The organism is Priestia iocasae, from assembly GCF_016909075.1.
GTDB lineage: Bacteria > Bacillota > Bacilli > Bacillales > Bacillaceae_H > Priestia > Priestia iocasae.
The window spans coordinates 291,702-315,559 of record NZ_JAFBFC010000001.1; the positions used below are offsets into that span (position 1 = coordinate 291,702).

22 protein-coding genes are annotated in these 23,858 nt (G+C 37.2%); 19 read left to right on the top strand and 3 right to left on the bottom strand.

The genetic code is table 11. The annotated features are described in order from the left end of the window. Nucleotides 1-12 precede the first annotated feature (12 nt). From JOC83_RS01415 to JOC83_RS01425, 3 genes are all read left to right on the top strand, one after another. Nucleotides 13-642: a helix-hairpin-helix domain-containing protein gene (locus JOC83_RS01415; protein ID WP_205182784.1), complete on the top strand. Its 630-nt coding sequence runs from the start codon at nucleotides 13-15 to the stop codon at nucleotides 640-642. Between the two features lie 77 nt (nucleotides 643-719). Next, entirely contained in the window at nucleotides 720-1,289 is a 570-nt protein-coding gene (locus JOC83_RS01420) for a ComE operon protein 2 (protein WP_205182786.1), read from the top strand. A 205-nt stretch (nucleotides 1,290-1,494) separates the two neighbouring features. Continuing rightward, nucleotides 1,495-3,798 (top strand): DNA internalization-related competence protein ComEC/Rec2, encoded by a 2,304-nt coding sequence (locus JOC83_RS01425; protein WP_205182788.1) that lies wholly within the window; start codon nucleotides 1,495-1,497, stop codon nucleotides 3,796-3,798. 68 nt (nucleotides 3,799-3,866) lie between these two features. Here JOC83_RS01425 and JOC83_RS01430 read toward each other — a convergent pair whose 3' ends face one another. Further along, nucleotides 3,867-4,001 carry a YqzM family protein gene (locus JOC83_RS01430; RefSeq protein WP_205182790.1) on the bottom strand — a complete coding sequence of 45 codons (135 nt, stop codon included), beginning with the start codon at nucleotides 3,999-4,001 and terminating at the stop codon, nucleotides 3,867-3,869. 490 nt (nucleotides 4,002-4,491) lie between these two features. Here JOC83_RS01430 and holA point away from each other — a divergent pair, with 490 nt between their 5' ends. Further along, a complete protein-coding gene (gene holA / locus JOC83_RS01435; protein ID WP_205184722.1) occupies nucleotides 4,492-5,508 on the top strand; it encodes a DNA polymerase III subunit delta in 1,017 nt (338 codons plus the stop codon). A gap of 41 nt (nucleotides 5,509-5,549) precedes the next feature. On the opposite strand, the gene rpsT is transcribed toward holA, so the two are convergent. Continuing rightward, nucleotides 5,550-5,816: a 30S ribosomal protein S20 gene (rpsT, locus tag JOC83_RS01440; protein WP_110111402.1), complete on the bottom strand. Its 267-nt coding sequence runs from the start codon at nucleotides 5,814-5,816 to the stop codon at nucleotides 5,550-5,552. Between the two features lie 282 nt (nucleotides 5,817-6,098). Between rpsT and gpr the strand changes: the two genes are divergently transcribed. From gpr to deoC, 12 genes are all read left to right on the top strand, one after another. After that, nucleotides 6,099-7,211, top strand: a complete 1,113-nt coding sequence (gene gpr, locus JOC83_RS01445; protein WP_205182792.1) for a GPR endopeptidase — start codon at nucleotides 6,099-6,101, stop codon at nucleotides 7,209-7,211. 469 nt (nucleotides 7,212-7,680) lie between these two features. Next, complete coding sequence (locus JOC83_RS01450) at nucleotides 7,681-8,016, top strand: YqxA family protein (protein ID WP_205182794.1); 336 nt, start codon at nucleotides 7,681-7,683, stop codon at nucleotides 8,014-8,016. 159 nt (nucleotides 8,017-8,175) lie between these two features. Then, complete coding sequence (gene lepA, locus JOC83_RS01455) at nucleotides 8,176-10,002, top strand: translation elongation factor 4 (protein ID WP_205182796.1); 1,827 nt, start codon at nucleotides 8,176-8,178, stop codon at nucleotides 10,000-10,002. A gap of 115 nt (nucleotides 10,003-10,117) precedes the next feature. Then, nucleotides 10,118-11,257 (top strand): radical SAM family heme chaperone HemW, encoded by a 1,140-nt coding sequence (hemW, locus tag JOC83_RS01460; protein WP_205182798.1) that lies wholly within the window; start codon nucleotides 10,118-10,120, stop codon nucleotides 11,255-11,257. An 84-nt stretch (nucleotides 11,258-11,341) separates the two neighbouring features. Beyond that, complete coding sequence (hrcA, locus tag JOC83_RS01465; RefSeq protein WP_205182800.1) at nucleotides 11,342-12,373, top strand: heat-inducible transcriptional repressor HrcA; 1,032 nt, start codon at nucleotides 11,342-11,344, stop codon at nucleotides 12,371-12,373. Nucleotides 12,374-12,452: 79 nt separating this feature from the next. Next, a complete protein-coding gene (gene grpE, locus JOC83_RS01470) occupies nucleotides 12,453-12,995 on the top strand; it encodes a nucleotide exchange factor GrpE (RefSeq protein ID WP_205182802.1) in 543 nt (180 codons plus the stop codon). 37 nt (nucleotides 12,996-13,032) lie between these two features. Further along, the gene (dnaK, locus tag JOC83_RS01475) at nucleotides 13,033-14,865 is read left to right on the top strand and encodes a molecular chaperone DnaK (protein WP_205182804.1); all 1,833 of its coding nucleotides are present in this window, start codon (nucleotides 13,033-13,035) and stop codon (nucleotides 14,863-14,865) included. 246 nt (nucleotides 14,866-15,111) lie between these two features. Then, nucleotides 15,112-16,242, top strand: coding sequence for a molecular chaperone DnaJ (gene dnaJ, locus JOC83_RS01480; protein ID WP_205182807.1), 1,131 nt, complete (start codon nucleotides 15,112-15,114; stop codon nucleotides 16,240-16,242). Between the two features lie 45 nt (nucleotides 16,243-16,287). Beyond that, nucleotides 16,288-17,229 (top strand): 50S ribosomal protein L11 methyltransferase, encoded by a 942-nt coding sequence (gene prmA, locus JOC83_RS01485; RefSeq protein ID WP_205182809.1) that lies wholly within the window; start codon nucleotides 16,288-16,290, stop codon nucleotides 17,227-17,229. Nucleotides 17,230-17,438: 209 nt separating this feature from the next. Next, nucleotides 17,439-18,191, top strand: a complete 753-nt coding sequence (locus JOC83_RS01490) for a 16S rRNA (uracil(1498)-N(3))-methyltransferase (protein ID WP_205182811.1) — start codon at nucleotides 17,439-17,441, stop codon at nucleotides 18,189-18,191. Between the two features lie 4 nt (nucleotides 18,192-18,195). Then, the gene (mtaB, locus tag JOC83_RS01495) at nucleotides 18,196-19,548 is read left to right on the top strand and encodes a tRNA (N(6)-L-threonylcarbamoyladenosine(37)-C(2))-methylthiotransferase MtaB (protein WP_205182812.1); all 1,353 of its coding nucleotides are present in this window, start codon (nucleotides 18,196-18,198) and stop codon (nucleotides 19,546-19,548) included. 154 nt (nucleotides 19,549-19,702) lie between these two features. Continuing rightward, complete coding sequence (gene deoC, locus JOC83_RS01500; protein WP_205182814.1) at nucleotides 19,703-20,374, top strand: deoxyribose-phosphate aldolase; 672 nt, start codon at nucleotides 19,703-19,705, stop codon at nucleotides 20,372-20,374. Between the two features lie 151 nt (nucleotides 20,375-20,525). On the opposite strand, the gene JOC83_RS01505 is transcribed toward deoC, so the two are convergent. Next, nucleotides 20,526-21,461 (bottom strand): Na/Pi symporter, encoded by a 936-nt coding sequence (locus tag JOC83_RS01505; protein WP_205182816.1) that lies wholly within the window; start codon nucleotides 21,459-21,461, stop codon nucleotides 20,526-20,528. A 207-nt stretch (nucleotides 21,462-21,668) separates the two neighbouring features. On the opposite strand from JOC83_RS01505, the gene rpsU reads away from it, so the two are divergent. From rpsU to JOC83_RS01520, 3 genes are all read left to right on the top strand, one after another. After that, complete coding sequence (gene rpsU / locus JOC83_RS01510) at nucleotides 21,669-21,842, top strand: 30S ribosomal protein S21 (RefSeq protein WP_015595024.1); 174 nt, start codon at nucleotides 21,669-21,671, stop codon at nucleotides 21,840-21,842. A 14-nt stretch (nucleotides 21,843-21,856) separates the two neighbouring features. Beyond that, nucleotides 21,857-22,300: a GatB/YqeY domain-containing protein gene (locus JOC83_RS01515; protein ID WP_205182817.1), complete on the top strand. Its 444-nt coding sequence runs from the start codon at nucleotides 21,857-21,859 to the stop codon at nucleotides 22,298-22,300. A 221-nt stretch (nucleotides 22,301-22,521) separates the two neighbouring features. Beyond that, nucleotides 22,522-23,808: an NfeD family protein gene (locus JOC83_RS01520; RefSeq protein WP_239583332.1), complete on the top strand. Its 1,287-nt coding sequence runs from the start codon at nucleotides 22,522-22,524 to the stop codon at nucleotides 23,806-23,808. Nucleotides 23,809-23,858 lie beyond the last annotated feature (50 nt).

The window sequence follows — 23,858 nt, forward strand, 5'->3', positions numbered from 1 at the left end:
GGATGTTCAGCATTGGAATACGTAAAAAAACATATTGTGTGGGTTCTAGTAATTGTTGCTGCCGCTAGTACCTATCTTTTTATTGTAAAAGCTGACTCGACCTCTACATCTACTTCATCTGCAGAAGAGATAAAAGGTATGATAAGTGAAGAAGACGAGCCTGAAGAACTTCCTCGAGAAAATCAAGTGTCTCAGCCTGTGATGATCGTAGTCGATGTGAAGGGAGCTGTAAAAGGTCCAGGCGTCTATGAGCTGTCTTCAGATAGTCGTGTAAAAGATGCCATTGATTCTGCTGGAGGAGTATTAGATGGAGCAGATGTAAAACAAGTGAATTTTGCAATGAAGCTTCAAGATGAAATGGTCATATATGTTCCAGTTGAAGGGGAAGACGCTCTCGTACCGTTTCCAGCATCGGCTACTTCAGAAACCTCAAAGGACCAAGGCGGAAATCAACTTAACATTAATACAGCAACAGAGCAAGAGCTTCAAACTCTTTCCGGAATAGGTCCTTCTAAAGCTGCAGCCATTGTTTCTTATAGAGAAGAAAACGGTCTGTTTCAATCGATTGAAGAGTTAACGAATGTATCTGGGATTGGTGAAAAGTCACTTGAAAAGATAAAAGATCAAGTCACGGTAAAATGAATGAAGCAAGTCGTTGACGATGAAAACATCTAAAAGCTACACTAGTAGTAATATGAATACAAAGGTAGGGGAGTTTTTTGAAGAGAATTGCATGGGATCAATATTTTATGGCTCAGAGTCACTTGCTCGCATTTCGAAGCACATGTACAAGGTTAGCGGTAGGTGCCACTATTGTAAGAGATAAACGGATTATTGCTGGAGGTTACAATGGCTCAATTAGTGGTGGTGTTCATTGTGCAGATGAAGGATGCTATGTGATTGATGGACATTGTGTGAGAACGATTCATGCGGAGATGAATGCATTGCTACAGTGTGCAAAATTTGGTGTGAAAACAGAGGGAGCAGAAATTTACGTCACGCATTTTCCTTGTTTACATTGCTGTAAAGCCATTATTCAAGCAGGGATTAAAACCGTTTACTACGCAAATAGTTATAAAAATCATCCATATGCTCTTGAACTATTTAGTCAAGCGAACGTAAAAGTAGAAGAAGTGATGTTGGATGAATCACTTATTGAGATAAACAGTAAAGAAAAAAGTGAGTTTGTTTCGCATTTGCTTTCCATGTTAGAAGAAAAAGAAGTAAGTAGGGAAGAGTTAGTTTCCTTACAAGAGCAAGCCTCCTCCCTGTTTTCCATTCGTAAATAAAAGAGACTATTTAAAAAATATTTAAAGTAGAAACTCACAGCACCCTTTGCTTACTTATACGTTGGCAGAAGTTAGGTCCAAAAGGCAGGGGGTGTTGTGATCTGTGTCAAACGAAGCGACGCTTACTCTACATAATAGAGTCTCTTTTTTGCTTCTTTTTTCTCCTCTTTCAATTGAATACGTCTCTTAGAAACAAGGTGATAGTGTGACAAAAAACTGGGTTTATATGGCTCTTAGCTTTATTCTGAGCATATATGCATACGAATATCGCAATGAAGTGACCGTCATTCTTTGTTTTGTTTATATTGCTTTTTTATACGTGCGTTGCTCTAAGAAGGTATTTATGTATTGTATAGGGGCTAGTGTACTCTTTACCTTCTATTACAGCGAACTTGACAAGCGAAATGTGACGGCTCTGTCTGACAATCAAACTGAATTTCATGGGATTATTGCCTCATCTCCATCTATTAATGGAGATCGCCTCAGCTTTCAATTCTCCACCTTAAATGAAAAAGTTATCGCAACCTATACACTTTCAACTGAACGTGAAAAGCAACGAATAGCGGATTTAGAAATGGGTATGAACTGTTTTGTAACAGGCAAACTTGTTGTTCCAGAACGCGCGAGAAATGAACGTGCTTTTGATTATCATCAATATTTGCACCATAAGAAAATTCATTGGATGTTACAAGTAAATCGTATAGATGACGCAGCTTGTCAGAAGAAATCAATAGGCTTTATGCACCGTCTTCTATCGTTTCGTCAACAAGGGATACAATATATTGATGCCACGTTTGATGAGACGGTCTCTCCTTTTATGCAGGCACTTATATATGGTGAAAGAAAAGAGATGGATAACAATGTGCTGAAAGCATATCAACAGTTAGGGGTTATTCATTTATTGGCCATTTCTGGATTACATGTTGGCTTGCTTATAGGTGTGTGTTTTTACTTGTTAATTAGGATTGGTTTAACACGAGAACGGACAATAACGATTATCATGTGTGTATTGCCCATTTATACACTTTTTGCAGGTGCAGCTCCTTCTGTTATACGTGCTTCCTTTATGACAATGCTCGTTTTACTTTCTTTGAAATTAAAGGACAGGTTGATACCGATTGATGCGTTAAGTATGGCCTGTATGCTGATGCTTTTAATAAATCCATACTATGTATTTCAGGTTGGCTTTCAGCTTTCGTTTACAGTTAGTTTTTCCTTAATCTTATGCAGCCACTCTATTATTCAAAAACAAAAAACATTTCTTAGGCAATTGTTTATCGTTTCAACCATTGCTCAGCTTGGTTCTCTTCCTCTTATTCTCTATCATTTTTATGAAATATCTTTAATCAGTTTACCTCTAAATATGCTTTTTGTTCCTCTATATTCAATCTTGATTTTGCCCCTTTGCTTTTTAACTCTTTTTTCCACATTGTTACTTCCTTTTGTTGGTGAAATTTTTGAGAGCATTCTTTCACTTTTAATCGCGATGAGTGTTGAATGTACTTCACTTCTTTCTTCGATTTCCGTTTTACAACTCACCCTAGGAGCGTTATCTGTTTATATGTTGCTTAGTTTATATGGAACTATTATTTATTTGTTTTATAAAATGGAACAAAGTTTGCAAATAAAGCCTTTAGTAGGAGCGATCGGGACGATTATGCTTTTAATTTGCATGCAATCTTTCATTGGTCATTTCAATCCTTATGGCAAAGTAACTATGATTGATGTTGGTCAAGGAGACAGCATTTTAATTGAACTACCGTTTAGGAAAGCGGTATATCTCATTGACACAGGTGGAATGGTTCCATTTGAAAAAGAAGCTTGGCAAGAGAAAAAGACACCTTTTGAAGTAGGGGAAGATGTCGTTGTGCCATATTTAAAATCTCGTGGTATTAGAAGGATTAATAAATTAATTATCACACATGGAGATTATGACCATGCAGGCGGAGCTTTAGCGTTACTCGATCACCTCTTCGTCGATGAAATAATGGTTGGGAAAAAAGAAAAGATAGAAGGCGTTGAAAAAGAAATCATCACAGAGGCTATTAAACATAACATTCATGTAAATGTTGTACAAACGGGTGATGAATGGACAGTTGAAGACAATGTGTTTTACGTCATAGCTCCACATGGTGAAGAGAGCTCAAAAAATGATGGTTCTGTTGTTCTTCTTACAAAGTTAGGAGGATATACTTGGCTTTTTACAGGTGATTTGGAAGAAGAAGGAGAGCGAAAGATGATGAAAATGTTTCCGAATATAGAGGTGGATATTCTGAAGGTAGGGCATCATGGAAGTAAAACATCTACAACAAAGGAGTTTGTTCAGTACTTAAACCCAAAAGTAGCCCTTATATCGGTTGGCAAAGCCAATCGATATAACCATCCCCATCCAGATGTTCTACACACATTAAATGAGTATCAAACAATGGTTTTTCGGACAGATGAAGATGGAATGGTGACTTATTTATTTTCAAAAAATGATGGAACCTTTACAACCACTATCCCATAGTCTATAACTAGGCAAATGTACAAAAAAAGACTGCGTAAAGCAGCCTTTAGGTGATACCTATGTAGATATCATTGAGCTAAAAAGTGAATAACGGTTGCAATTGCAAATAACGTAGTGAAAAAGCCAAAAGAAACAACAAAACCTACTGCAGAATCAACAGCGTCGTTACGTTTACTTTGCACACTCTTTTCAAATTCGTTCACTGCTACCCCTCCTATTTCATACTTAAGTATAAGCGAAGTATGTAAAAAAATCCATATGATGTTAAGCGTTTTCTTTGCTGACAGGAGTTGTCATAAATAGTTCAAACTTTAAAAAGAGATAATAAAAATAACGTTTCTTCCTAAATAGGATGAAACAAAAGTCTATTAAGAATAACCCTACTTATAACAGATTTATCACTAGCGAATAAGTATCCTGGGGCTTATCTTTCTAGTGTTTACCATAAATCAAGGATGTGACTCAATAAGAGGAAGTTTCTCTTATTGAGTCATCCTTCTCAAAATAGATCATCATATGCAACTGTTTTAAGAAAAAGGTTTGCTGATGGTCTATTTTATATGAGCTGTAAAAGATAACATTTTGTTGGTTGTCCCTTTTGTATTATGAACAAATGATGTAGGATTATGAGTATAAATGATAGATGTATAGGTCATCGTCTATTTATCCAGATTGGGGCGACAAAAGTTGGAAATGAAAAGTCTAAATGAGCTAAAAAAAGCAAAGATAGAACCTGTGTATTTAATGTATGGGGTTAATTCCTTTTTAATAAAAGAAGCAAGAAAAGAAATTGTCAATAAAACATTAAGTGAAGAAGAAAAAAGCTTTAATCTATCTACGTATGACTTAGAGGAAACGCCAATTGAGCAAGTCATTGAAGATGCAGAAACATTGCCTTTCTTTGGAGATAAAAGAGTGGTAGTCGCACATAACGCGTCCTTTTTAACAGCAGAAAAACAAAAGTCAAAAGGAAAAGTCGAACATCAGGTTGAGAAATTACTTCAATACATAGAACACCCTGCTTCGTTTACGGTTCTTCTCATAATTGCTCCTTATGAGAAATTAGACGAACGCAAAAAAATTACAAAAGTCTTGAAAAAGCAGACAACATGCATCGAAGCGAATAATTTTGGTGAAAAGGAGATGAAGGAGTGGATTGTAGATTATCTCTTTTCTCATGGAATCAAAATGGAAGAAGAAGCAATGACGCACTTAATTCAACTTGTTGGATTAAATTTAACACTTATCACAAATGAATTAGATAAATTAATTTTATACGTTGGAGAAGGCGGTAACCTTACGCAGGAATCTGTCTCTCTTCTTGTTGCAAAAACACTAGAGCAAAATGTGTTTACTCTAGTCGAGGCTGTTATTAAAGGGGATGTATCGAACGCTCTAAATATGTATCAAGACTTATTAAGAAACAATGAAGAACCCATTAAAATTCTCTCGATCTTAGCGAGTCAATTTCGGCTTATTTACCATGCGAAACAACTCTCAAGTCAAGGATATGGTCAACAACAAATTGCTCAGACGTTAAAAGTTCACCCGTTTCGAGTGAAGCTAGCAGCTCAACAAAGTCGTGCATTTTCAGAGCAGAGGTTGCGCTCTATTTTAAAAGAAATTGCACAAGCTGACTATGATATGAAAACGGGAAAAATGGATAAAGCTCTTATTTTACAGCTATTCTTCTTAAAACAAGCGCATTAAAAAAGCGATTCTACAAAAGTAGAATCGCTTTTTTTAACACATTATGCAGATAAACCGTTTAACTTTTTCGCTAAGCGAGATTTTTGACGGTTAGCAGCATTTTTGTGGATAAGACCTTTTTGAGCAGCTTTGTCTAATTTTTTAGACGCAACAGCGTATGCAGCTTTTGCGTTATCTAAATCATTGTTCGCTACTAATGCTTCGAAGTTTTTCACTGCAGTACGCATAGCAGATTTAACTTGAATATTTTGAGCGCGACGAGCTTCAGTTGTTTTAACACGTTTGATAGCTGATTTAATATTTGGCATTCGTTTCACCTCCCGAAATTAACAATCGAGATTATATAGAACTCGACATTTCATTACAATAAGAACACAAGATATTCTATCAAACCAAAAGACAGAATGCAATAGCATTTTATGTGAATGAGCAGGATGAGCAGTTCAACTCTTCATAAATTGAAACAACATCTATGAACGGTCTCGTCAGTAGTTAACAAGGTATGCGATTAGATAAAGGAAGAGGGTGAATGAAGACAGCTCTTTCAGGTCAAAATAAGTCTATTCTTTTTTGACTGGGAGGCAGATGTTATGAATCAGCAATTAGATTTGAGCATGTATAGTTTAAGAACGGATTTAGCAGTAGAAGCAAGGCAAATGGCTGTAGAAGAACGTGAGAAAGCGAAAAACACTTCTGAAATTGAAGGAGTTATTATAAAAGAAAAGCAAGTAGATGGTGTGAAAGTTTCAGCGGTTGAAATTACAGAGGAAGGCGCAAAAAGTGTTGGAAAGAAAAAAGGAAGATACCTAACGCTTGAGTCCGTTGGAATTCGTGAGCAAGATACAGAGCTTCAGAAAAAGATGGAAGAAGTATTTGCAACAGAGCTACATTATTTTATTAAAAGTTTAAATATACCGGATGACGCTAGTTGTTTAGTTGTTGGATTAGGAAACCGCCATGTAACTCCCGATGCGCTCGGCCCATTGGCAATTGAAAACTTATTGATTACAAGGCATCTCTTTGAATTAGAGCCAGAAAGCGTTCAGGATGGCTTTCGTCCTGTAAGTGGCCTTGTTCCTGGTGTAATGGGTGTGACAGGGATTGAAACGAGTGACATCATTTTTGGAGTTGTACAAAAAACAAAGCCAGATTTTCTTATCGCAATCGATGCCCTTGCTGCACGCAGTATTGAGCGTGTAAACGCGACAATTCAAATTTCTGATACAGGTATTCATCCGGGATCAGGTGTAGGGAATAAACGAAAAGAACTAAGTCAAGATACCCTTGGTATTCCTGTTATTGCTGTTGGTATACCAACAGTAGTAGACGCTGTATCAATTACGAGCGACACCATTGATTTTATTTTGAAACATTTTGGGCGAGAAATGAAAGAGGGAGATCGTCCCTCTCGATCACTTGTTCCATCCGGGATGACATTTGGAGAGAGAAAAGTATTAACCGATGAAGATTTACCAGAAGAACAGCATCGCCAAACTTACTTAGGGATGATTGGCACACTTCCTGACGAAGAGAAACGCCGTTTAATTCATGAAGTATTAGCTCCACTTGGACATAATTTAATGGTGACACCAAAGGAAGTAGATCTATTTATTGAAGATATGGCCAATGTAGTAGCAAGCGGTCTTAATGCTGCCTTGCATCATGAAGTGGATCAAGATAATTACGGGGCTTATACTCATTAATCTCCGTTCTACCGTTCTAAGCTTTTACATATAAATGATGTAGACAAGCTTTGAGTGGGTGAAAACATGAAGAGAAGTAGTGTTATGGTAATCGAACGATATGCTCCTTTACTTTAGTTTTGTTAAGTTTGAGGGATGTTGTTTATCATTACGGAGATGTTGCCTTCGCTGAAGCCACAAGATTGAATCACTTTTTCCTCTGTAGGAGGTGTGACAAATGAGCTGTAGCTTCAGCTTTTATTTATTAGAGAGTTAAGCTAACGATTGTACAAAATCTCTTTCACCAATCGTCAGCTTACCTAGGTATGTAGCTGTAGTGTTTGAATTAGGAGCGAAAATAAATTTTAAACAATAACTATCTTTACAGAAATATGTAGAAATGATTGTTGGGGAGTAGAAAAAGTGAATGCATCCGTAGAAAAAAAGCAATAATGATGAGTAGTAGAATAGCAGAAGGAGTTTAAAAACAATGAAATTCATGATGCAATGTTTCTTACTTACGACAATCTTATTGTTTGGGGTTTTACTTGGAATGCAAACTGCTCAACAAGGCTTAGTGAAAATGAAAGGGTATGAAGATCAAAGTTTATCGAGTGCATTCACTGTTTCTAAAACGAAGGAAGGCGAGATAGAGGCATCTGTCTTAGGTGCAAAGAGGATCGTTGATTTGCAAGAGAAACAAAAAGTACTAGAAGAGCGGAAAGTCTTTAATTTATTTTCTTCAATTGGCAAGCAACTAGCTACAACGGTTCAATCAACCATCGAAAAAGCAGTAGAAGCCCTACATAATGTATTATCAAAGTAAAACAAATAAAAAAGATAGAAGTTGAGATGGTGCATCTAAAAAGCCTTTTTTGCTCTTTAGATCACTCTCAACTTTTTCTGCTTATTGAATGTTGTGTATCGTATTGTTATAATTTAATCTAGTGAAGTTTGTCGAGTTTTAGTAGGAGTGAAAAAGACGATGGATAGAGAAGCGAAATTAAAGCGCCAATCGAGAATACGTAACTTTTCGATTATTGCACATATAGATCACGGAAAGTCTACATTAGCAGACCGTATCTTAGAAAAAACAAATGCGTTATCACAACGTGAAATGAAAGAGCAGCTTTTAGACTCTATGGATTTAGAGCGCGAGCGCGGTATTACAATTAAATTAAACGCGGTACAACTTACGTACAAAGCAAAAGATGGAGAGGAATACACGTTCCATCTTATTGATACACCAGGACACGTCGACTTTACATACGAGGTTTCACGTAGTTTAGCAGCGTGTGAAGGTGCGATTCTTGTTGTAGACGCAGCACAAGGAATTGAAGCACAAACATTAGCTAACGTTTATTTAGCGTTAGACAATGATCTTGAAATTTTACCTGTCATTAATAAAATTGACCTTCCGAGTGCAGAGCCTGAACGTGTTCGTCAAGAAGTGGAAGACGTTATTGGCTTAGATGCATCAGAAGCGGTATTAGCCTCTGCAAAAGCAGGTATTGGGATTGAAGACATTTTAGAACAAATTGTTGAAAAGGTACCAGCTCCACCAGGAGATCCTGATGCTCCTCTTAAAGCGCTTATTTTTGATTCTTTATACGATGCATACCGAGGTGTTATTGCATCCATTCGTATAGTGGAAGGAACTGTGAAAATCGGCGATAAAATTAAGATGATGGCAACTGGTAAAGAGTTTGAAGTAACTGAAATTGGAGTGTTAACTCCAAAGCCAGTTCCAAAACAAGAATTAACAGTTGGAGATGTAGGGTACTTAACGGCTGCAATTAAAAACGTTGGAGACACGCGTGTGGGGGATACCATTACTCATGCAAAAGGTGGAGCAACTGAGCCACTACCAGGTTATCGTCGCTTAAACCCAATGGTATATTGCGGATTATACCCAATTGACACAGCTAAGTACAACGATTTGCGTGATGCGCTTGAAAAACTAGAGTTAAATGACTCTGCTTTACAATTCGAGCCAGAGACATCTCAAGCACTTGGATTTGGTTTCCGTTGTGGGTTCTTAGGACTACTGCATATGGAGATTATCCAAGAGCGTATTGAGCGTGAGTTTAAAATTGATTTAATTACAACAGCACCAAGTGTTATTTACGAAGTGTTTTTAACAGATGAAAGCAAACTAACAGTAGATAATCCAGCAAACATGCCGGATCCACAAACAATTGAGCGTGTAGAAGAGCCATTCGTTAAAGCGACAATGATGCTTCCAAATGATTATGTGGGAGCTGTTATGGAGCTTTGTCAGAAAAAACGTGGTGTGTTTCTTGATATGCAATACCTCGATGAGAATCGAGTAAGTATTGTCTATGAAATTCCACTTTCTGAAATTGTTTATGACTTCTTTGATCAATTAAAATCAAATACGAAAGGGTATGCTTCTTTCGATTATGAATTAATTGGTTACCGTCCATCTAAACTTGTGAAAATGGACATTTTATTAAACAGTGAAAAAGTCGATGCATTGTCATTTATTGTTCACCGTGACTCGGCTTATGAACGTGGAAAAATAATTGTTGAGAAGCTAAAGGAATTAATTCCGCGTCAACAGTTTGAGGTACCTATTCAAGCTGCTGTTGGCCAAAAGATTGTGGCTCGTTCAACGATTAAAGCGATTCGAAAAAATGTATTAGCTAAGTGTTATGGTGGAGATATTTCACGTAAACGTAAACTTCTTGAGAAACAAAAAGAAGGTAAAAAGCGTATGAAACAAGTAGGATCGGTTGAGGTACCACAAGAAGCATTCATGGCTGTATTAAAAATGGACGATGACAAATAAAAGTTCATGTTTCTTTTAAAATAGATAAAAGCTTTGATATGATAAAAATACCGCAGATGGACTCTGCGGTATTTTTATCATTTAACTACTGATACGTAATTTGAGGTGAAAGTAAATGGTACAAGCAGCGTATTTGCATATACCATTTTGTCATCATATATGTCATTACTGTGACTTTAATAAAGTGTTTTTCGAAAATCAACCAGTCTTCCCTTATTTAGAAAAGATGAGAGAGGAAATGAAAAACACGGTTCAGGCATATCCGACAAATGGGTTACAAACAATTTTTGTAGGTGGTGGAACACCTACTGCATTAGACGAGCAACAATTAGACTATTTTTTACAATCTATTCATATGCATTTGCCTTTAGAAGAAAACGGGGAGTTTACATTTGAAGCAAACCCAAATGAGTTAACGGAACAAAAATTAAAAATACTAAAAGAGTATGGTGTGAACCGATTAAGCATTGGGGTGCAAACCTTTAACGATGACCTTTTAAAAAATATTGGGCGTGTTCATACAAAAAATCAAGCGTTTAAAGCGATTGATTCTGCAAGGAAAGTGGGCTTTGATAACATCAGTGTTGACTTAATGTATAGTTTGCCTCATCAAACAGTGGAAGACTTTAGAGAAACGCTAGAAACAGCATTCTCCCTTGATGTAGAGCATATGTCAGCATATTCGTTAATCATTGAGCCAAAGACTGTGTTTTATAACTTAATGAAAAAGGGCAAATTGCATGTACCTACACATGAAGCAGAAGCGACTATGTACGATGTGCTTATGTCAGAGATGTCAAAGCATGGGTTCAATCAATACGAAATTAGTAACTTTGCAAAAGCAGGATATGAGAGTAAGCATAACTTAACATATTGGGATAATTCTCAGTACTATGGAATCGGCGCAGGAGCTCATAGTTATGTAAATGGTGTTCGAAGAGCCAATAGTGGACCGTTAAAAAAATATATGTCCATGATTGAAGAAACAGGATTTCCTTATTTGGAAGAGAACAAAGTATCAAAAGAAGAGATGATGGAAGAAGAAATATTTTTAGGGCTGCGTAAAACAGAAGGGGTATCAAAAGAGATTTTTAAAGAAAAATACGGAGTGGACCTTTCAGTTGTTTTTGCTAAACCTATTCAACAATATAAAGAGAAAAAACTATTAGAAGAAACAGATTCCTCCCTTTATCTCACTCGAGAGGGCCGCTTTTTAGGTAACGAGGTGTTTCAGGCATTTATTGGTGGAATCTAAACGTTGACATCACAAAGCCGTTTTGGTAATTTATTATTAGATTTAGCACTCGTTATTCAAGAGTGCTAACAGAGGTGATGAAATGTGCTAACTGATCGACAACTGCTTATTTTGCAAGTGATAGTAGATGATTTCATTCGATCTGCACAGCCTGTAGGCTCTAGAACTCTGTCTAAAAAACCTGATATTAACTTTAGTTCAGCGACCATTCGTAATGAAATGTCTGATTTAGAAGAGTTAGGGTTTATAGAGAAGACACATAGTTCATCAGGTCGAGTCCCTTCAGAAAAAGGATATCGTTATTATGTTGATCATTTGCTAACACCATCGCTTTTAGAAAACAAAGATGCTTTGCAAATTAAGTCTCTATTTGCAGAAAAAATCGTTGAACTAGAACAAGTGGTACAAAAATCCGCACAAATTTTATCTGATTTAACAAGCTTAACGTCTATTGTGCTAGGCCCACAAGTAATCAACCATAAGTTAAAGCAATTGCAAATTTTACCTCTTTCTCCTGGTTCTGCTGTTGCAATTATTGTAACAGATACAGGTTATGTAGAAAGTAAAACGATGACATTGCCAACTTCCATGAATGCAGCTGATGTTGAGAAGATGGTTAATATCTTGAACGATAAGCTCGTTGGGGTATCAATTGTTGATTTACAAGATAAGATGTATAAAGAAGTTGCGAAATTGTTAAAAGTTAATATTCAAAACTACGAACAAGCAATGTCGATATTAAGCAGTACGCTAAAACTTAAAACAGATGAAAAGATTTTTATTGGTGGAAAAACCAATATGTTTAGCCAACCAGAATTTAATGATGTTGATAAAATGCGTGCTTTACTGACGATGATTGAACAAGAACAACAGGTCTATCAAATGCTAAGAGCAAATAAAGCTGGTATTGATATTAAAATTGGACGAGAAAACGAAGTCAGTGCAATGGAAAATTGTAGCTTAATTACAGCAACCTATTCATTAGGTGAAGAACAGTTAGGGACGATTGCAATCCTTGGACCAACTCGTATGGAATATTCTCGTGTTGTTAGCTTGTTACATGTTCTTTCGTCTGATATGTCAAAAGCATTGACGAACTTATACAATAAGTATTAATGTTGATAGGTCGGGTGAAGAGAACCTTATTTTCATCCGATTTACATATGTTAGGTATTCTTTAAGGGAGGTGAGTTCATTGTCGAACGAAAAGCAAGTAGAAGATGTGATTGAAAAAGTTGAAAATGTGGAACAGGAAAATGACACAGTAGAAGAAACTGTAGAAAATCCACTTCAACAGCAAGTTGATGAATTAAAGCAACAGCTTGAAGAACAAGAGAATCGCTACTTACGTCTCCAAGCTGATTTTGATAATTTCCGTCGTCGTGTACGCTTAGATGCAGAAGCTGCTGAAAAATATCGTGCACAAAGCTTAGTCACGGATATTTTACCAGCACTTGATAACTTTGAGCGTGCTTTGCAAGTTGAAGCAAACGATCAGACAAAAGCTGTGTTACAGGGGATGGAAATGGTGCATCGTCAATTAGTGGAAGCTCTTCAAAAAGAAGGAGTAGAAGCAATTGAAGCTGTAGGAAAGACATTCGACCCTTACGAACATCAAGCGGTTATGCAAGTAGAAGAGGATTCACATGAGCCGAACACAGTAATAGAAGAATTTCAAAAAGGCTATAGGTTAAAAGATAAAGTGATTCGTCCATCAATGGTAAAAGTTAATCAATAATCAATAAACTACATAAATTATTAGGAGGTAGTAGTCAATGAGTAAGATCATCGGTATCGACTTAGGTACAACTAACTCATGTGTTGCTGTTTTAGAAGGCGGCGAACCAAAAGTTATTCCAAATCCAGAAGGTAATCGTACGACTCCATCTGTTGTGGCATTTAAAAATGGAGAGCGTCAAGTAGGGGAAGTAGCAAAGCGTCAAGCCATTACAAACCCTAATACAATTATCTCTATTAAGCGTCATATGGGAACAGATTATAAAGTTGAAGTAGAAGGAAAAGAATATACTCCTCAAGAAATGTCAGCTATTATTCTTCAAAACCTAAAAGCATCTGCAGAAGCTTACTTAGGTGAAGAAGTAACTAAAGCAGTTATTACAGTACCTGCTTACTTCAACGATGCAGAGCGTCAAGCTACAAAAGATGCTGGGCGTATTGCGGGTCTTGAAGTAGAGCGTATCATTAACGAGCCTACAGCAGCAGCTCTTGCATATGGCTTAGATAAAACAGACGAAGACCAAACAATCCTTGTATATGACCTTGGTGGTGGTACGTTTGACGTATCAATCCTTGAGCTAGGGGACGGTGTCTTTGAAGTTCGCGCTACAGCTGGTGACAATCGTCTTGGTGGAGATGATTTTGACCAAGTAATCATTGATTATTTAGTTGCTGAGTTCAAAAAAGAAAACGGCATCGACTTATCAAAAGATAAAATGGCTCTTCAGCGTTTAAAAGATGCAGCTGAAAAAGCGAAGAAAGATTTATCTGGTGTTACATCAACACAAATTTCTTTACCATTCATCACAGCTGGTGAAGCAGGACCACTTCATTTAGAAGTAACGTTATCACGTGCTAAATTTGAAGAATTATCTGCTACTCTTGTTGAACGTACAATGGCGCCTGTTCGTCAAGCATTAAAAGATGCGGGTATGTCAGCAAGTGAACTTGATAAAGTTATTTTAGTTGGTGGATCAACTCGTATTCCGGCTGTACAAGAAGCAATCAAAAAAGAGACAAACAAAGAGCCTCATAAAGGTGTAAACCCTGATGAAGTGGTTGCACTAGGTGCTGCTATTCAAGGTGGAGTATTAACAGGTGATGTAAAAGATGTTGTTTTACTTGACGTTACACCACTTTCACTTGGTATCGAAACAATGGGTGGCGTATTTACGAAGTTAATCGAGCGTAATACTACAATCCCAACAAGTAAATCACAAGTATTCTCAACAGCAGCAGATAGTCAAACAGCGGTTGACATTCATGTGCTTCAAGGTGAGCGTCCAATGTCAGCTGATAACAAAACATTAGGTCGCTTCCAATTAACAGATATTCCACCAGCTCCACGCGGTGTGCCACAAATCGAAGTATCATTTGATATTGATAAAAACGGTATCGTAAATGTACGTGCAAAAGATCTTGGTACAAACAAAGAGCAAGCAATCACAATTAAATCTTCAACAGGTTTATCTGATGACGAAATCGACCGCATGGTAAAAGAAGCAGAAGAAAATGCTGATGCAGATAAACAACGTAAAGAAGAAGTTGAATTACGTAATGAAGCAGATCAATTAGTGTTTACAACTGAAAAAACATTAAAAGATCTAGAAGGCAAAGTGGATGAAGCGGAAGTAACAAAAGCAAACGAAGCAAAAGATGCATTAAAAGCTGCAATTGAAAAGAATGACCTTGAAGAGATGAGAACAACAAAAGATGCTCTTCAAGAAATCGTTCAACAATTATCTGTAAAGCTTTATGAGCAAGCACAACAAGCAGCTCAAGCAGCACAAGGCGGCGAAGAAGGTCAAGCAAAGCAAGATGATAATGTTGTCGATGCAGAGTTTGAAGAAGTAAACGACGATAAAAAATAATAATAGCGATAAAATGAGTCTTAAGAAAGTGAATGCACTTTCTAGCCAATTCTCATTTTGAAGCGAGCTAAGATGTATAAAAAGTCAAAGCCATTTAACCTTGGCTTTGGCTTTTTAGCATCATATTGATATAAATTATGACATCTCATAATAAGGTTGAAAAGTAGACGTAACTTTTATGTTGCGATGAAAATATCAATAGTGATACAATAACCTTTATGTGAAACGATTCGGGAGTGAGTATTGATGAGTAAGCGGGATTACTATGAAGTACTCGGTTTGGGCAATAATGCCGGGAAAGACGAAATAAAAAAAGCCTATCGCAAACTTTCAAAAAAATATCATCCAGATATTAATAAAGATGCGGATGCACCAGAAAAGTTTAAAGAAATTAAAGAAGCTTATGAAGTATTAAGTGATGATCAAAAGCGTGCCCACTATGATCAATTTGGTCATACAGATCCAAATCAAGGATTTGGAGGCTTCGGTGGAGGTTCTGACTTCGGCGGAGGCTTCGGCTTTGAAGACATCTTTAGTTCAATTTTTGGTGGTGGTGGTCGCCGCCGAGATCCTAATGCTCCACGACAAGGGGCAGATCTTCAATATACAATGTCGCTTTCATTTGAAGAAGCGGTATTTGGAAAAGACACAACAATTGAAATTCCACGTGAAGAAACATGTGATACATGTGACGGAAGTGGAGCCAAACCTGGTACAAAAGTCAACACATGTTCACACTGTCAAGGTTCTGGTCAGTTAAATGTTGAACAAAATACACCATTTGGACGTATTGTAAACCGTCGAGTGTGTCATTACTGTAATGGAACTGGTAAACAAATTACGGAAAAATGTCAAACGTGTCACGGTGCTGGAAAGGTTACAAAGACGAAAAAGATTAGCGTCAAAATTCCAGCCGGTGTTGATGATGGTCAACAGCTACGTGTATCTGGTCAAGGAGAGCCAGGTGTCAATGGAGGACCTGCAGGAGATCTTTACGTGGTATTCCACGTGCGAGGTCATGAGTTCTTCGAGCGTGATGGAGATGACATCTATTGCGAAATGCCATTAACGTTTGCGCAAGCAACATTAGGTGATGAAGTTGAAATTCCAACGTTACATGGAAAAGTAAAGTTGAAAATACCAGCTGCCACTCAAACAGGTACGAAATTCCGATTAAAAGGTAAAGGTGTTCCAAATGTTCGTGGATATGGTCAAGGCGACCAACATGTAATCGTAAAAATTGTGACACCGACAAAATTATCGGAAAAGCAGAAACAATTATTGCGTGAGTTTGCAGAGCTTAGCGGTCAAGGAACGCCAGATGAGCAACATGACTCTCTTTTTGCGAAAGTGAAGCGTGCTTTTAAAGGTGAATAAATAAAATCATAACGATGTACACAGAAAGGAATGGAGTTGGTAGATATGAAGTGGTCTGAAATTTGTATTCATACGACACAAGAAGCAATTGAACCAATCTCACATATTTTACATGAAGCAGGAGCTAGTGGTGTTGTGATTGAGGATCCGGAAGATTTAGTGAAGGACAGAGATACAAAGTTCGGCGAAATCTACCAACTCGATTCCAATGATTATCCTGAAGAGGGTGTCATCATTAAAGCGTATGTGCCTGTTAACAGTTTTTTAGGTGAAACCGTTGAAGGAATTAAAGAAGCAATTAATGGATTGCTTCTTTATGACTTTGATTTGGGTGCTAATAAAGTAACAATTAGTGAAGTAAATGAAGAAGAATGGGCAACAGCATGGAAAAAATATTATCATCCTGTTAAAATTTCTGAACGTTTCACAATTGTACCTACTTGGGAAACATATGAGCCAGTTAGTACAGATGAGTTAATCATTGAATTAGACCCAGGTATGGCGTTTGGTACAGGAACTCATCCAACGACTGTTATGTCTCTACAAGGCCTAGAACGCACAGTCAAGTCAGGCGATACAGTGATTGATGTTGGAACAGGATCAGGTGTATTGAGTATTGGTGCTGGTCTACTTGGAGCAAAGGATGTACAGGCTCTTGATTTAGATGAAGTGGCAGTAGCATCTGCACGCTTAAATATTAAATTAAACAAAGTACACGATGTGGTAACAGTATCTCAAAACAACTTATTAGATAACATTGAAGGTCCTGTTGATGTAGTAGTTGCAAACATTTTAGCAGAAGTGATTGTTCGCTTTGTTGATGATGCAGCACGTGTGTTAAAACCTAATGGTGTATTCATTACGTCTGGCATTATTAGTGCAAAAAAAGACGAAGTAAAAGAAGCGCTTGTAAAAGCCGGCTTTATTATCAAAGAAGTGACAGTTATGGAAGACTGGGTAGCCATTATTGCTCAAAAAGGTGAATAACCGTTCTCTTCACTTTAAGTATATCAATAGGCTTGTTTAAAAAAGAGCTGTCTTATAAGCAACATTCCTTTTCTGCTTATTTCGCTGATTTAGTAGGCTCTATAGAAAAGGACTGATGTGAGCTGTGACAAATGCGGTGTGTTTCCCTGCCTTTGTCGCAGTTTCTCTCATTGATAGCAAGTTTACTTTATGATAGAGAAGGTGCGAACATGCAACGGTATTTTCTAAAGAATAATCAATTTCAAGAGCAACATGTAACGATTTCTGGAGACGACGCGCATCATATCGTACGAGTGATGAGAATGTCTGAAGGTAATCAGGTTATTTGCTGCAATGAAAAAGGTGACTCCGCTCTTTGTGAAATTCAAAATATTTCCGGTAACGAAGTCAGATTGTCTATTGTAGAATGGTTAAGTGAACAAAAAGAATTACCTATTGCTGTAACGATTGTGAACGGTCTGCCTAAAGGGGATAAACTGGAGCTCATTATTCAAAAGGGAACCGAACTTGGTGCTACTATGTTTGTCCCTTTTATTGCGGCTCGTTCAATTGTAAAATGGGATGAGAAAAAAGGGAAGAAAAAGATAGAGCGTTGGAACAAGATTTCAAAAGAAGCGGCAGAACAGTCACATCGAACTGTTGTTCCACAAGTAGTTGATCCTGTTAATATGCAACAATTACTTCACTTAAGCAAGTCATACGATTATAAAATAGTAGCTTATGAAGAAGAGGCAAAAGCAGGAGAAACAACTAAGTTACATGCTACACTTTCTAACATGAACAAAGGAGAGTCTCTCCTAGTTGTCATTGGACCAGAAGGTGGGCTAACAGATAAAGAAGTATCCATTTTATCAGAAAATGACTTTATTTTATGCGGGTTTGGTCCACGCATTTTACGAGCAGAAACAGCGCCACTTTATGTTTTGGCGGCTGTTTCATATCAAACTGAAATGATGAGGTGATCTTATGCCAACAGTTGCTTTTCATACATTAGGCTGTAAAGTAAACCATTATGAAACAGAGGCGATTTGGCAGCTTTTCAAAGCGGAAGGCTATGATCGTGTAGAATTTGAAAAAACATCCGACGTATATGTGATTAATACATGTACAGTAACAAATACAGGCGATAAAAAAAGCCGACAAGTTATTCGTCGTGCAGTACGTAAAAATCCTGATGCAGTTATTTGTGTAACAGGGTGTTATGCGCAAACATCTCCAGCGGAAATTATGGCGATTCCTGGAGTAGACATTGTCGTTGGAACGCAAGATCGTGTGAAGATGCTTGAATATATTGAACAATATAAAGAAGAGCGTCAACCAATTAACGGAGTAGGCAATATCATGAAGTCACGTGTATATGAGGAACTAGATGTGCCTGCATTTACAGATCGTACGCGTGCTTCTCTTAAAATTCAAGAAGGCTGTAACAACTTTTGTACGTTCTGTATTATTCCGTGGGCACGTGGGTTAATGCGTTCACGTGATCCAAAAGAAGTTGTTGTACAAGCTCAAAAGTTAGTGGATGCTGGCTATAAAGAAATCGTTCTTACAGGTATTCATACAGGTGGATACGGTGAAGATATGAAAGATTATAACCTAGCTCAACTTTTACGTGACCTTGAGGAAAAAGTAGTAGGATTAAAACGTGTACGTATCTCTTCTATCGAAGCAAGCCAAATTACAGATGAAGTCATTGACGTGTTAGATAAATCGAACATTGTTGTTCGTCATTTACACATTCCGCTTCAATCAGGTTCAAATACAGTTTTAAAACGTATGCGCCGTAAATATACAATGGAATTCTTCGGAGAGCGATTAAATCGTCTTCGCGAAGCTTTACCAGGCTTAGCGATTACATCTGATGTGATTGTTGGATTTCCTGGTGAAACAGAAGAAGAATTTATGGAAACATACAATTTTATTAAAGAACATAAATTCTCGGAACTACATGTATTCCCCTATTCAAAGCGTACAGGAACGCCTGCTGCAAGAATGACAGACCAAGTTGATGAAGAAGTAAAAAATGAGCGTGTTCACCGACTCATTGCCTTATCTGATCAATTAGCAAAAGAGTATGCTTCACAGTTTGAAGGAGAAGTACTTGAAGTCATTCCAGAAGAAGTATACAAAGAAGATTCAACGAGCGGCTTATATGTTGGTTATACAGATAATTATTTAAAAGTGACGCTTCAAGCAACAGAAGAAATGGTAGGAAAGCTTGTTAAAGTTAAAATTAAAAAAGCAGGTTATCCATACAATGAAGGAGAATTTGTTCGAGTAATGGACGACGTACCTGTTCCTGAAAGAATGAGCTCTTAACAAAAATGCTCGGTATATTTTAATATACCGAGCATTTTTGTTAAGTAGAAATGGCAAACTAACAACGTAAAAATTTTTGCTCGTCAATTTTAAAGTTTAGTGATATGATGAGAGAGGTACGGACAACCTTGTACAAATTGAAAGGAGACATACAATGACACAACATATTGCAAAAATGATCGATCATACAGCTTTAAAAGCAGATACAACGAAAGACCAAATTGTGCAACTTTGTAAAGAAGCTAAAGAATATAATTTTGCTTCTGTATGTGTCAATCCGACTTGGATTGAATTAGCTGCAGAATTATTAAAAGGTACAGATGTAAAAGTATGTACAGTAATTGGTTTCCCTTTAGGTGCAAACACGCCTGAAGTAAAAGCATTTGAAACAAAAGATGCGATTGAAAAAGGGGCAACAGAAGTTGATATGGTTATCAACATCAGTGCTTTAAAAGACAAAAATGACGAATTGGTAGAGCGTGACATTCGTGCAGTTGTTGAAGCAGCAAAAGGGAAAGCGTTAACAAAAGTTATTTTTGAAACATGCTTATTAACAGAAGAAGAAAAAGTACGAGCTTGTGAACTATCAGTAAAAGCTGGTGCAGACTATGTAAAAACATCAACAGGTTTTTCAACAGGTGGAGCAACAGTAGAAGATATCGCGCTTATGCGTAAAACAGTAGGCCCTGATATCGGTGTGAAAGCGTCTGGTGGAGTGCGTAACGCTGAACAAGCTCAAGCGGTTATTGATGCTGGTGCGACAAGAATCGGTGCAAGTGCAGGTATTGCAATTGTGAACGGTTTAACAGCAGATTCAGATTATTAATATTTTGACAAAGAAGTTCTGTGTCATACGAAGTAACGATAGTGAATTGATACAGTTCCTCATATAGCAAACCCTTGCTTATTAATGTCCATTCAATGGGCTTAATACGCAAGGGTTTTTTGAGCTTTTCCTTTGTTCTGTAAAAGGAAGATCATTGAAAGATTTCACGACCATGTACTTTTATAATGAACTTTGCTAATACATTTGTAAGTGGAAGCGCTAAAATGGAACAAACAATGTTAAAAATGAGACTAACGTGAGCAAGTTGTGCATCAGGGAATTGTGTCAGCTTTGTCGCTAGCAGACTGAATGTTTGAATGAATGGAAAAAACACAATAACGCCAAACACGTTCAACCATGCGTGAGCAAATGCGGTCAATTTGCCTTCTCTATTTGAACCGATGCTTGCAAGGATAGCGGTAATACATGTACCGATATTTGCTCCAAAGAGAATAGCAATTCCGGCTTGCAAAGATAAAATATTTTCATTTAAAAAGCTCATAATAATACCGGTAGTTGCAGTACTTGATTGAATAATGGCTGTCATAAATGTGCCTAGCCATAATCCTAACAGTTCGCTTGTATTGGCTTGCTGAATGACTACTTCAATAGAAGGTAGTTTAGAAAGTGGTGCTGCTAGGTGTTCAAATCCATTCATCGATACGAAAATACACCCTAGACCAAACAGCATAGCTCCAATACACGAAAGAAAAAGGTTAGAAAAAAGAAGCAAAAGAGCACCTAAAACAAGCATTGGTACAACAAATTGGTCAATTTGGAAGGTAATTAGCTCAGTTGTAATCGTTGTGCCAATATTCGTTCCTAAAATAATGCCTATTGACTGTTTAAATGTTAAATAACCGGTTGCAACGAGTCCGACAGTCAATACCATAACAGCGGAGCTGCTTTGTAGGATGGCTGTTACAAATGCGCCGACTAACATGCCTTGAAAAGGATGTTTTGTCATTTGCATCAACCATTGTTTCATCTTATGCTGGGAAACATTGTATAGACCTGTCCTAAGAACCGTCATGCCAAATATGAAAATCGCGATATACACAGTAAAAAATGAAAGTACTTGAAGCATTTTTCTCACCTCTTCTTTCATTTTTATAGACAAGTTATGTGAGATATGACTCAATCATAAAATAAAGAGACATAAAGAAGATGCATGTATTTGTTTCGTGAAAGCAGTTGACCTTAAGAGAGCATTATATTATAATTGCAAAAGACATGTCTTTGACGTGTTATTTGATTATGATGTAGTTGTTTTGTTCGGAGGGAGGGAATTAGAATGTCAAAAACAGTTGTTCGTAAAAACGAATCGCTTGAAGATGCTCTTCGTCGCTTCAAACGTACAGTATCTAAGTCTGGTACTATTCAAGAAGCAAGAAAGCGCGAATTCTATGAAAAGCCTAGCGTAAAGCGTAAGAAAAAATCTGAAGCTGCTAGAAAACGCAAGTTCTAAAAGAGGGTGTATTTATGAGTCTTCTCGAGCGTTTAAACAACGATATGAAGCAAGCGATGAAAAACAAAGAAAAAGAGAAGCTTACTGTGATTCGCATGGTAAAAGCATCTCTTCAAAATGAAGCTATAAAATTAGGTACTGACCTAACTGAAGCAGACGAGTTGACGGTTATTTCTCGCGAATTAAAACAACGTAAAGACTCCCTCCATGAATTTGAGAAAGCAGGTCGTCAAGATCTTGTGGATAAAATTCATTCTGAACTAGCTATCTTAGAAGCTTATGCGCCTAAGCAGCTAACTGAAGAAGAGTTAACAAACATTATTAAAGAAACCATTGAAGAAGTGCAAGCTTCCTCTAAAGCAGATATGGGAAAAGTAATGGGAGCGCTTATGCCTAAAGTAAAAGGTAAAGCAGATGGTGCTCTTGTTAACAAGCTCGTTCTTCAACAATTAGCATAAAAAGACACCTTACATATGTAAGGTGTTTTTTTATTGAACTTAGTATGGAATAATATGTATATAACTAACTTGGCTTTCTTACGACTATTTACATAAACTTTTTAAAAAAACTTGAAACTATTTGATGTGATGGTCGTATATATAGTCACGATGATTTACCTGATGAAGGAAGGAGGGAGAGTGTGACGATTAAACGAAGTATATGGATGATTTCATTTGTAATGGCTTTTATTTTGCTTCTTCCTTTTCATGCAATACATGCAGAGAAACAAACAGTGTATGTTATACCAGTTGAAGAAACAGTTGAAAAAGGGTTACTTGCTTTTATTAATCGAAGTATTACTGAAGCAGAAGAGCAAGGCGCAGATTTAATTGTTTTAGATATTAACACGCCAGGTGGAGCCGTTGATGCTGCTTCCGAGATAGGTAAGAAGTTAACGTCGACAGAATTGCCAGTGATTGCGTTTGTTAATAAAAATGCGTTATCTGCAGGCGCGTATATTGCTTTGAATGCAGATGAAATTTATATGACACCTGGTTCAGCAATGGGATCTGCTGCTGTCATTGACCAAGAAGGAAATGCCGCTGATCAAAAAGCACAATCGTATTGGTTGTCTGCTATGAAAAGTGCTGCTGAACAAAATGGAAGAGATCCTCAATATGCACTAGCCATGGCTGATAAAGATATCAACCTACCAGACTTAGGGGCAGGAAAAGGGAAGTTATTAACATTAACTCCTGAGCAAGCCTTAGATGTTAAGTATTCAGAAGGTACAGTTTCTAACTTGAATGAATTGTTAGAGAAATTTGGATATGAAGATGCCAGTGTAAAAACAATGGAAGTGGCATTTGCTGAAAAGCTTGCTCGATTTTTAACACATCCAGTTGTTGTCCCCATCTTGCTTTCCATTGGAAGCTTAGGGCTCATCATTGAACTTTATACACCTACATTTGGATTAGCAGGATCGATGGGAATTGGAGCCTTGTTGCTGTTCTTTTATGGACATCTGGTCGCTGGATTGGCAGGGATGGAATCCATTATCTTATTTGGGGTAGGTATTCTTCTTGTTATTCTAGAGTTATTTGTCGCTGGAGGTATTATTGGCATCTTAGGATTAGGAGCCATTATAACAAGCTTTTTTATGGCCACAGATAACTACGTATTAATGGGAGTATCCTTGTTGATTGCAATTTCGATTGCCATTGGAGGTGCGTTTGTAATGATGAAGTTCTTTGGCAAACGACTATCAGCGTTTAAAAAGATTGTGTTAAATGATTCGATGAATACTGAATCAGGCTATGTATCCAATCAAAACCGTAAAGAGCTAGTAGGAAAAGAGGGGATAACCATTACCCCATTACGCCCTTCTGGAACGGTCTTAGTAGATGAAGAGTATATCGACGTCGTAACAGAAGGAAGCTATTTAGGGAAAGATGTTAAAGTGAAAATCATGAAAGTAGAAGGTTCTCGAATTGTTGTTCGACAAATACCCGAACGGATGATATAATTCGACGTTTATCCATGAACCTACTATAACGAATTAAAGGAGGAATAAGA